A 1,234-nucleotide genomic window follows, 5' to 3' on the forward strand; every position below is an offset into this window, starting at 1 on the left:
GCTCCGACTGCTTGTAAGCATACGGGTTCAGGTTCTGTTTCACTCCCCTTCCGGGGTGCTTTTCACCTTTCCCTCACGGTACTGGTTCACTATCGGTCGCTGAGGAGTATTTAGCCTTGGAGGGTGGTCCCCCCGGATTCCCACGGGATTTCACGTGCCCCGCGGTACTTGGGATCCCTTCGGAATGTCTCGTCCTTTCGCCTACAGGGGTGTTACCTGCTGTGCCGGGCCTTTCCAGACCGCTTCGACTAGGATGATTCACTCATGATGAAGGTCCCGCAACCCCGCCTCCGAAGAGACGGTTTAGGCTTTTCCCCGTTCGCTCGCCGCTACTGGGGGAATCTCGCTTGATTTCTTTTCCTCCGGGTACTTAGATGTTTCAGTTCCCCGGGTTGGCTTCGCTGACCTATGGATTCAGTCAGCGATGTCCGGATATGACTCCGGACGGGTTGCCCCATTCGGGTATCCACGGGTCTATGCCTGCTTACGGCTCACCGTGGCTTTTCGCAGTTATCCGCGCCCTTCTTCGCCTCTCAGCGCCTAGGCATCCACCGTATGCCCTTACTAACTTGACCTTATTTTCAATGAATGATCGCTTCGTCTATCTTACTTACCGAGGTGATTCATAATTGCAGTGAGACACTTCGTCAAAAGACGATACTGTCGATACTGTAATAGGACATCACCATTGAGTATGAAAGCTTGACGTATAGATCATCATCGTTTGCGCTTTACTTTTACCTCTGTGCAGTTTTCAAGGAACAACACCGCTACATAGGAGCGGTCATATGAAAACCTGACGTTCGTCAGGTCTGCCGGGTATTCCCCGGTCAATCTAGCGACGACCTACTCTCCCAGGGACCAACGTCCCAAGTACCATCGGCGCAGGAGGGCTTAACTTCCGTGTTCGGGATGGGAACGGGTGTGACCCCTCCGCCATTGCCACCAGATCATTTTTTAGTTGTGAGGTCCGTCCGGCTCAACACCGAAATTAGGAGTTTACTACACTCAGTTGAGGTTTTCAACCGGTACGTTTCTCCAGTCCCTCAAAATCAAACAGTTGTGTTGCACTGCGTGCGTTCGACCTCGACGTCTCACGACTTCGATACCGGTTGCCCAGTATCAGTCGTGATAAGTCTCCATAGAAAGGAGGTGATCCAGCCGCACCTTCCGATACGGCTACCTTGTTACGACTTCACCCCAATCATCGACCCCACCTTCGGCGGCTGGCTCC

3 rRNA genes are annotated in these 1,234 nt (G+C 53.1%); all 3 read right to left on the bottom strand.

The annotated features are described in order from the left end of the window. A 23S ribosomal RNA gene (locus tag H1S01_RS20215) occupies positions 1-575 on the bottom strand; the annotation flags it as partial. Positions 576-833: 258 nt separating this feature from the next. Continuing rightward, positions 834-950, bottom strand: a 5S ribosomal RNA gene (gene rrf, locus H1S01_RS20220). Positions 951-1,145: 195 nt separating this feature from the next. Beyond that, positions 1,146-1,234, bottom strand: a 16S ribosomal RNA gene (locus H1S01_RS20225); the annotation flags it as partial.

It is taken from the genome of Heliobacterium chlorum (genome assembly GCF_014502795.1).
GTDB lineage: Bacteria > Bacillota > Desulfitobacteriia > Heliobacteriales > Heliobacteriaceae > Heliobacterium > Heliobacterium chlorum.